Genomic DNA, 8,938 nt, shown 5'->3' on the forward strand with positions numbered 1-8,938 from the left:
TTCTATGTATTCAGGTATTTCTTTTCCTAATATATTTTTCATTAATATCACCTCAATTAACTAATCCACTAAAGTAGCACTTTTAACAATTTTTAAACTTTTATGCAAGCCCTAAAAGCTTTGCAAGCTCTACTGTGTTTTTAGCTCTATTTATAACTGGTGCATCTACCATCTTACCATCTAAGGAGAATACTCCTTTTCCTTCACTTTCCGCCTCTTCCATAGACTCAAGAACTCTCTTTGCGTATTTTATTTCATCCGCCGTTGGTGCATATACAGAGTGAATTGTCTCAACTTGTCTTGGATTTATTGCGGCTTTCCCTGTAAGACCTAAGCTTTTAGCTTTCCTAGTGTCTTTTTCTAAACCTTCAAAATCATTAGTATCTGTAAATGGTGTGTCTATAGAATCAACCTTCATAGCTCTACAAGCAGTGGCTACTCTATTTCTTGCATAGAAGACCTCTTCGCCTTCTTTTGTTCTCACAATTCCTAAATCTGAAGTTAAGTCTTCTCCTCCAAGTAATACAGCTACTACTCTATCCGAGGATTTTATGATGCTATAAACATTTTCAAGTCCATAAGCTGTTTCAACTATAGGAATTAATTTTATACTTCCCGCATCAAAGCCTTCTTCCACTTCAATTTTCACAAGCATTTCACCTATAGCTATAAGTTCCTCTTCTGTAGCCTTTGGAATCATTAGTGCATCAGGTTTCACCCTTGCTATTACATCAATATCTTCTTTCGCATATTCAGTTGTAAATGGGTTTACCCTTACTACAAGTTCTAAGTTACTGTAATCTACAATTTTCATTGCCTCTCTAACCAAAATCCTAGCGCTATCCTTCTCTGTTAGACTTACAGCATCCTCCAAATCTAATATAATTGAGTCTGCACCTAAAATTCCTGCATTCTGAAGCATTCCCGGATTATTTCCAGGCATAAAAAGCATTGTTCTTCTTAACCTTTTCATATTAATCACCTCTTACTGAGCCCTTTTTGTGGCAGTTTCTATTCTAGCTTTTATTGTATAGTTTAATGCACCTTTGTCTTGTGCAGTTACTATAACATTTTTTACTCCAAGTTCTTTAAATTCTTCTAGTATTACTCTTTGTATTTCTTCTCCAAACTGTTTCATAACGATACTTTGAAGATTTATTTCAATACCGCCCTTAGGGTTTGGCATAAGCATTACATATATATCGTTAGATTCCATTGTTCCAGCTTTGGATGGTTTATTTATTTCCATGGTATCACCTCACACTAACTTCAGTTATATTTATTTTATACATTCTAAATAAGCGTTTTATAGTTTTAATTTTAATATGGGAAAAGGCAGTTTAATTAAACCGCCTTAATGTAGCCTCCCAAATTTATTTTTTTCTATTAACTAAAGCTACAACTCTATTCATTTCATTGTTTACTATCATGTATCCTTCATCTACGCCCATTCCTGGTTTAGCAAGACATTGATCCGCTCCACAAGCCATAGCTATGTTTGTGCAAACTTCTGCGGATCTGTTAGTTTCGTTACATGTTCCACCAACGTATGCTCCTACTTTTAATTTTTTACAATATAATACTGATTCAATTATATTGTTAACTCCACCTAAATCTGGAGATTTTATTTGAAGCATGTGGCCTGATCTTTTATCTGCAAATAATACTACGTCGTCGTATGTATTACACCACTCATCTGCAACTAGTTCTACATTTATTTTTCTATTATCAAGTTCAGCAGTTAGTGCAGCTAATGCATCAACTTGTTTTTCTCTATGCTCAACATCCATTGGTCCTTCTATTCTTAATTTGAAAGGCTTAGCAGCTTCTTCAAGCGTTGCTATATAATCACCCATAGCTTTTACATCATTGTGAAACGCAAGACCTATAGTTCCATAAACATCTATGTGGAATACTGGGCTATAATTTTCATCAGTTCGGAGTTTCATTACTCTAGCGCTTAACCACTGCACATAAGCAAGTAATTTTTCTCCCTTAAGTCCTAATTTTTCTTCTACGTTATTTATAAGTGCATGAGGCATTACGTCTACGCCTTTGATTATCATTTTGTCAGCACTGTTATATCTATCATCACCTGATTGTGTGAAGATTGGAATTCTCTTAATATCTACTCCAGTTTTATATTCATCGCGAACAACTTCTGCCATAGTTACTTTTTTAGCTTTTGCAACAGCGTCTAATATAGCTTGTGTTATTCCGTATCTCATTGCAGTATGAAGTCTTTTACCATTAACTAACATATGATCAAACTCTTCTGCCATTTCTTTAAAGCTGTTTAGTTCTCTACCTATTAATTTTGGAATTATTTCTTTTTCTAAAATCGGCATAAAATCACTTGCAAGGAATAATGGATCACGTCCACCAGCTCCTGAATATTGTACTGCTGCACAATCTCCATAAGCTACTTGACCATCTTCAAGTATAATCATTACTGATATTGCTTCTCCTGCTTGTCTAATGGATTTAAACCCTTCCGTTGCTGGTTTACCAACATATGCGAAGCCATCATGTTCTGCTCCAGCTTTTATAGCTCTTTGGTCATCAAAATAAAATCCTGTTCTTCCTGTTGAACATACTACGTCAATAATTTTCATATTATACACCTATCCTTTTATAAATTTGTGATTTGTTTTAATTGTTTAATTATTTCTTTTCCGGTCTTCCTATAAGTACGCCTTTTCCAACTGCAAATATATCATCTATAGTCATTTGAAAGCTTACTTCTCTATTTTCATATTTTGCTCTTTCTCCAAGTTTTCTAGAGTTGAAATTCATTAATTCCTGAGTAAATGGTACGTTACCAAATTTCAAGTATCTTATTGCTCCATTATTATCTCTTGCAGGCATCATTTTACCAGCATTATATTTACTTGGTGCAAATGGTACATCAATGATTCCCATAGCAAAGCCTTTAACTGTTCCTATAGCAAGATCGCCTTTACCTATTTCATACATCTTGTCTATCATGCACTTAGTCTCAGCTTTTATTACTTCTATCTCTGTTTTAAGTTCTGGAGACATAGGCATTTTTTGACCTTGTAATAAGTTTAAAGTCATCTTTGTAGCCTTTATTCCCTGTGCATTAGCTTCTTTGGTAGGAATTCCAATAGCTTCATGTGTAGTTTTAACTATTACTTTTGTTGCTCCTGCAAGCGCAGCTGTTGCTGCTCCCGTAGATATAACTCCATATGCTTTTGCTTCATCTGCAGGGAATCCTCCCATCCATTGATGCATTACTGTTGTTAAATATACATCTTTATAACCACTGGCTTTTAAGTATTCGTCGCATTGTTCTTCTAAAGCTCTGATAGCCGCAACGTCTTGTATTAAATTCCCACATTGACCATATCCAACTGTTAGGTTTTTAACTCCTTGTTCTGCTGCAAGTAGTGATTCAATTATCGCAATTGCATTTGAGGTACTAGGTGGAACTAATGTTCCAGTTAATGGTCCAAAAGGTTCTCTGTTTATTGATATTCCATTTTCCTCATAAAATCCAACAAGCCTATCACAATATTGCCAATCTAAAATTGTTTTTGTTAAAGTTGCGTTTTTAGCATATGGTATATTGTAAGAAATACCGCCACCTTCATTTGAAGTCCAACCTGAAGCATGAGTAATTTCAGCGAGTAGTCTTCCATCTGGAGTACCATGTCTTGACTCTAATGGAACATTTATTGCTTCAAAAACTTCTCTACATCCCTTAACTCCATGATTAACTCCTGGAAATCCGTTTAGGAGAGATCTTCCGGCCTTTCTACTTTCCTTAATTCCTATTTCACATTCATCATACCTGTTTTGTCTTGTATAACTATCTATTGTAGATGGTAGTAAATCCGCTCCACCTACTTGCTCTAAGAAATTCATAAGTTCAATATGCTTATCAATTAATGCAACACCTGCTCTTGGTTGAGCCAATGTTATACCCTCTTGTTTAGCTTTTATTAATTTCTTTGCAAAATTTTTATGATCAGGAATTTTCTTATTATATTCTATAGCTTCTGCTAGATCAACTTCTTTTCCGGTTGGCCATTGGTTTAATACTTCTTTTCTAACCTCAAAGAACTCATCATTGGTCCATTTTTGATTTCTTAATTCCATTGGTATTCCTCCTAGTAATTATACTTTGACTAAATACTTTTTCATAATTCTAACAGCTTTATCTGGATAATCTTCACACAATAAACCCATTGCGGATAATATATAAGTTTTATCTATGAAATACATTGCATCACGCGGCTTTAAATACATTGGATTTTCTATGTTAAAGGCTCCTGCTTCTAAAATATCTTTTGGACTGTCACTATGTACCAATACTCCACCGGTACCTATAACATATTTTACTTCCATTAGATCTTTTCCTGTTTGAGTATACATAGCTCCCATAGGGGTATATGCACTTTCAATAGTACCAACATGTCGTTCCATAGATATTTCTGTTGCTACTTTTGCCATAGCCTCATCAAAATGAATTTCTTCCCTGGTTTCGGGAATCATCATTACATTTTCTATTCTATATTTACAATTTTCATCTATGTCAATTTTTCTTTCTGAGTCGTTTAAATATTTCCTCATTTTCCTGCTACCAGCTGCTTCTCTTAATGAAACAGCAGAATACCTCATACCAAGATCACCTTCAACTGTTCTTTTAGCAAAAGGCTCTTCGAGGCCACGAACATTGACACCTGCCTTAGTAGGTTCACCATCTGCAACTGAATGTACATCTGTGGTAGCCCCTCCAATGTCAATAATTAGTAAATCACCTAGTCCGCTTTCTTCATCACTTCCAACGCTTAGATATCTCGCAGCCTTTAGAACAGCTGCTGGCGTTGGCATTAAAACACCTTTTACAAACTTCTCTGCATTCCCGAGCCCCTTAGCCTCCACTATTTTTTCCATAAAGACTTTTCTAATTTCTTCTCTGGCCGGTTCTACATTTAGTTCATTTAACTTAGGCATTACATTGTCAGTAATGCTGAAATACATTTTGGCCTCAGTGAATATTTGTCTTATATCATCAGTAGCAACTTTATTACCTGCTACTACTATTGGTAATTTAACATCATTTTGGGCCAACATTTTCGCATTGTGTATAATGCATTCCTTGTTACCACCATTAGTTCCACCTGCAAGTAATATAATGTCTAAATCCGAACTTTTAATTTCCTGAATTTCAGAAAGTGTTAATTCATAGCTATATACTTTTAATACTCTAGCACCAGCTCCAAGTGCAGCTCTTTTGGCAGCTTCTGCGGTTAAGTCTGGAACTAGTCCAATAGCTATCATTTTAAGACCCCCTGCCGCTGAGGAACATGCCAATTTATTAATAAAATTAACATTCTTGTCTTTCAAAATTTGTTTAATTTTTGAATAGGCCTTTTCAACACCTATCATTATGTCATCTTCGATTGTAGTTATATCCTTAGCCGTAGCAATTATTTCTTCTTTTTCTATATCTACTGCCGTTAACTTTGTATATGTACTTCCAAAATCTATAAGTAAATATGCATCCACCTATATCACTCCCATTTTTTTATGATAAACCTAATTCTTCTTTTAGATCATGTATTGTTGTTTCTAGTGTTGTACCTGGTGGATATACTTTATCAAATCCCATTGAGCGAAATTTGTTGAAAACTTCTTCCCAATCTTGTTTGCCTACTACTATATTTCCACCTACAAGAAGCAATATACCTTTTAGTCCTGCTTCATCGCATTTATCTCTCATGCCTCTACAATCGATTTCTCCATGTCCGTATAGTGAAGATACTATTATAGCGTCCGCATTAGTTTCTACAGCTGCATTTATAAAATCTTCTTGTGGAGAAAGAACTCCGATGTTTATAACATTGAAACCAGCTTCCGTTAAAGCATAATCTAAAATCTTATTACCAACAGCGTGACAATCTGATCCTATTACTCCTAGAATTAAAGTCTTTTTTCCCATTTTTGAAAAGCCTCCTAATGATTTTTTGGCACATTATTTTTTAAACTTTATTTCAATAATCTTTGATTTAAGCGCTTTTACCGAACCATCATCCAGACTATATAAAAATTTTATTATTTCCTTATTCTCTGTGTTTACATTTTCAACATCTTTATACCTACCTGGGGATACTATCATCACATCCGATTTTTGTATTAAATCCGCAAGTTCATTATTATCAGTAGTGTTGGAGTATTCTATTTGAATTTCAGATAAACCAGCTTTATCTAATGCCACTTTTATTTTAGTCATAAATTCTTTGGATATACATACGAATCCAAATTTTGTATCATTACTATATCTAGCAATTTTAACTATAGGTTGTAAATCTGGAGTTATAGCAACCCCTAATATTTCCTTATTAAGACCTATTGTTAAATTTGTAACCTCATTAATATGATTAAAAGTAGTTATTATAAATTCAGCAGTTTCAATTTTTTCTTTCGTTTCTTCACTCATCTGTTTTAGTTCGGTTATAGTTAATGCAACTACGTTCATATTGCTATAGCTACTAAGTTGCTTACTAAAGACTCTAGATTGTTCTATATTGCATTCTATATATATTGCTTCGATTTTATCCATCATCTCTTTTTTTTCATTTACCCTTTGAATTACTATTTCTAAGAACTCCTCTGGATTCATTCCAGTTTCAAATGCTTGCTCTAGTCCTAAATCAACAAATTTCAATATCCTATTTTCTATATCTTGTTTTTCTAAGACTCCATTTTCTTCAACTACAAAAGTCCCCTTACCTTGATAAGATTTAAGTGAACCATCTTGTTCCAGATCATTGTATGCTGCACTCACAGTATTTCTACTTACTTTTAACCTTTGGGACAATTCTCGTTCTGTTGGCATCTTTGTTCCAACCTTAAGAACCCCTTTTTTTATTTCATTTCTAATCTGTTTTCTAACTTGGATATAAAGTGGAACTCCACTTTTTTTATCTAATTCGATATTAATAGAAACCACCCCTATACAAATTGGATTAATGGACTAATCCATCTTTATATACATAGTACCATATGGTCCATTACACTTCAATATCGCATAATGGGCGTTTAGCACTGTTTTTGTTCATTTAAACCTATTAGCACCTATTATTTAGCTTATCCTTACGTATAATATCATTTTATCCCGTTGTGATAAGGTTTTCATTGTTTTCGATTAATATTTCTATAAGGCTTTTAATTTATAGTTATAGTTTTAGTATTCGTTTGTAGAATATTACACTGTGAAACGAGTTAACAAAGAACGTTCTTTAATTTATTTTAATTATGCAATATGTATTGGACCTATACAAAGTCCAATTGCTATATAAAGTCCAATTACAATATAAAAACACATATCACTAAATTATCATGTGTTTTTACAATAGGTAATATTAAATTATTCACTCAATGGTTCCACTAATATAATACTCCCCTATAGATTTACTTATAGAATCCGCTATTTTGTCTTGATACTCATCAGATTTTAATTTTTGTTCCTCTTCTAAATTTGATATAAATCCACATTCTACTATCACACTGGGCATAGTATCATTTTCTCTCAATATCCTATAAGCATTTTTAGCAGGCTTTTGCACTCTCTTATTTCTAGAATCTAAATCCTCCTTAAGGTTCTTCTGTATTATACCAGCTAGCAAAGCACTATCCTTAAACGAAGAATACCATACTTGTGCGCCATAATATTTACTCTGAGTAAAATAGTTTAAATGAATACTAACAAACATATCACAATTACTTGACTGCTTTAAATTACACCTATTCCTTAAGTCTTCCATATATTTAGATTTTATTGTTCCACTATTTAAATAAAGCCCTGCATCATCCTCTCTTGTCATAACTACTTCGTAGCCCAAATTTTGCAAGTTGGTTTTAAGTTTTTTTGCTATACTTAAATTAATATTTTTTTCTACAGTACCACTTTTGGAACTTGTTCCACCGTCCATTCCTCCATGACCAGCATCAATAAGTATTTTTTTACCACTTGTCTGTAACCTTTCGTTATTTTTCATAGTTTCTTTTGTAATACTTATATTTACAGCTATAAAGCTTGCCATCGCTATAATAATTACTACAACAATAGCTGTCAATTTATTATTTCTATATTTCAACTTACCCACCCTTTTATTTATTACTATTGTTAATTTTATTCAAGTAACAGGTAATTTATTATTATTTATATATTTACTTTAGTTACGTTGCCATACCTAAATTTTACTGCAATTTTAAAATAAAACGAAACACCAACTAAGTAACTAGTTGGTGTTTTGTTTTTTATGTAATTATTAAATTCTCTTATTTGTATAGTACTACTTCAGCTATATTGGTTGAATGATCTCCTATCCTCTCAAAATTACTAATAATATCTAAGAACATCGTCCCAACTGTAGCACTGCAGACACGGTTATTTAATCTTCTTATATGGGAAGCCCTTAGCTCTTTTTCTAGGCTATCAATCCTATTTTCTATTGCCATTATAGATTCCGCTTTTTTAATATCATTATGCTCAAAACTTTCTATACTAAACTCTAGTGCATTTACTACGTATTTAAACATTCCATCTAACTCATCTATAGCCTCTTTAGAAAAGTCCAAATTCTTTTGAAGCTTTTCACTAGTCATATCAGCTATGTTTTCAGCATGATCGCCTATTCGCTCTATATCATTTACAACATTAAACATAGAAGTTACTATTATAGTTTGTTGTTCAGACAATTGCGTTGTGGAAAGTTTCACCAAATATGCAGTGATTTCATCTTCAAGTAAATTTATTAATTTTTCATTTTCATAAACAGTTTTTAACTTTTTTTCATCATTATTTACAAAACACGTCATAGCAAGCTTTACATTATCTTTTGCTAAATTAGCCATTCTCACAACCTCTTTTGTAGTTTGACCAACTGCAATAACTGGTGCTTCTAGT

The 8,938-nt window shown here is 33.0% G+C and carries 9 protein-coding genes; all 9 read right to left on the minus strand.

Annotation, left to right across the window (positions count from 1 at the left end; genetic code table 11):
• Positions 1-100: 100 nt before the first annotated feature.
• Complete coding sequence (locus ACJAX4_RS19325; protein ID WP_435791072.1) at positions 101-973, minus strand: HpcH/HpaI aldolase/citrate lyase family protein; 873 nt, start codon at positions 971-973, stop codon at positions 101-103.
• 12 nt (positions 974-985) lie between these two features.
• Entirely contained in the window at positions 986-1,249 is a 264-nt protein-coding gene (gene citD / locus ACJAX4_RS19330; protein WP_435791073.1) for a citrate lyase acyl carrier protein, read from the minus strand.
• A gap of 124 nt (positions 1,250-1,373) precedes the next feature.
• Positions 1,374-2,615, minus strand: coding sequence for a methylaspartate ammonia-lyase (locus ACJAX4_RS19335; protein WP_435791074.1), 1,242 nt, complete (start codon positions 2,613-2,615; stop codon positions 1,374-1,376).
• Between the two features lie 49 nt (positions 2,616-2,664).
• Complete coding sequence (locus tag ACJAX4_RS19340; RefSeq protein WP_435791075.1) at positions 2,665-4,122, minus strand: methylaspartate mutase subunit E; 1,458 nt, start codon at positions 4,120-4,122, stop codon at positions 2,665-2,667.
• Positions 4,123-4,140: 18 nt separating this feature from the next.
• The gene (gene glmL / locus ACJAX4_RS19345) at positions 4,141-5,535 is read right to left on the minus strand and encodes a methylaspartate mutase accessory protein GlmL (RefSeq protein ID WP_435791076.1); all 1,395 of its coding nucleotides are present in this window, start codon (positions 5,533-5,535) and stop codon (positions 4,141-4,143) included.
• Positions 5,536-5,554: 19 nt separating this feature from the next.
• The gene (gene glmS, locus ACJAX4_RS19350) at positions 5,555-5,968 is read right to left on the minus strand and encodes a methylaspartate mutase subunit S (protein WP_435791077.1); all 414 of its coding nucleotides are present in this window, start codon (positions 5,966-5,968) and stop codon (positions 5,555-5,557) included.
• Between the two features lie 33 nt (positions 5,969-6,001).
• Positions 6,002-6,979, minus strand: a complete 978-nt coding sequence (locus ACJAX4_RS19355; RefSeq protein WP_435791078.1) for a GntR family transcriptional regulator — start codon at positions 6,977-6,979, stop codon at positions 6,002-6,004.
• A gap of 421 nt (positions 6,980-7,400) precedes the next feature.
• Positions 7,401-8,126: an N-acetylmuramoyl-L-alanine amidase CwlD gene (gene cwlD, locus ACJAX4_RS19360; RefSeq protein WP_435791079.1), complete on the minus strand. Its 726-nt coding sequence runs from the start codon at positions 8,124-8,126 to the stop codon at positions 7,401-7,403.
• 184 nt (positions 8,127-8,310) lie between these two features.
• A partial coding sequence (locus tag ACJAX4_RS19365; RefSeq protein ID WP_435791080.1) for a Na/Pi cotransporter family protein occupies positions 8,311-8,938 on the minus strand: 628 nt, incomplete at its 5' end.

The sequence above is a fragment of the Clostridium sp. genome, from assembly GCF_051278035.1.
Classification (GTDB): domain Bacteria; phylum Bacillota; class Clostridia; order Clostridiales; family Clostridiaceae; genus Clostridium_AD.

What these genes read in the sequence shown, in the direction of transcription:
- ACJAX4_RS19325 (WP_435791072.1), bottom strand. Translation starts at nt 973, where the DNA reads ATGAAAAGGTTAAGAAGAACAATGCTTTTTATGCCTGGAAATAATCCG.
- citD (WP_435791073.1), bottom strand. Translation starts at nt 1,249, where the DNA reads ATGGAAATAAATAAACCATCCAAAGCTGGAACAATGGAATCTAACGAT.
- ACJAX4_RS19335 (WP_435791074.1), bottom strand. Translation starts at nt 2,615, where the DNA reads ATGAAAATTATTGACGTAGTATGTTCAACAGGAAGAACAGGATTTTAT.
- ACJAX4_RS19340 (WP_435791075.1), bottom strand. Translation starts at nt 4,122, where the DNA reads ATGGAATTAAGAAATCAAAAATGGACCAATGATGAGTTCTTTGAGGTT.
- glmS (WP_435791077.1), bottom strand. Translation starts at nt 5,968, where the DNA reads ATGGGAAAAAAGACTTTAATTCTAGGAGTAATAGGATCAGATTGTCAC.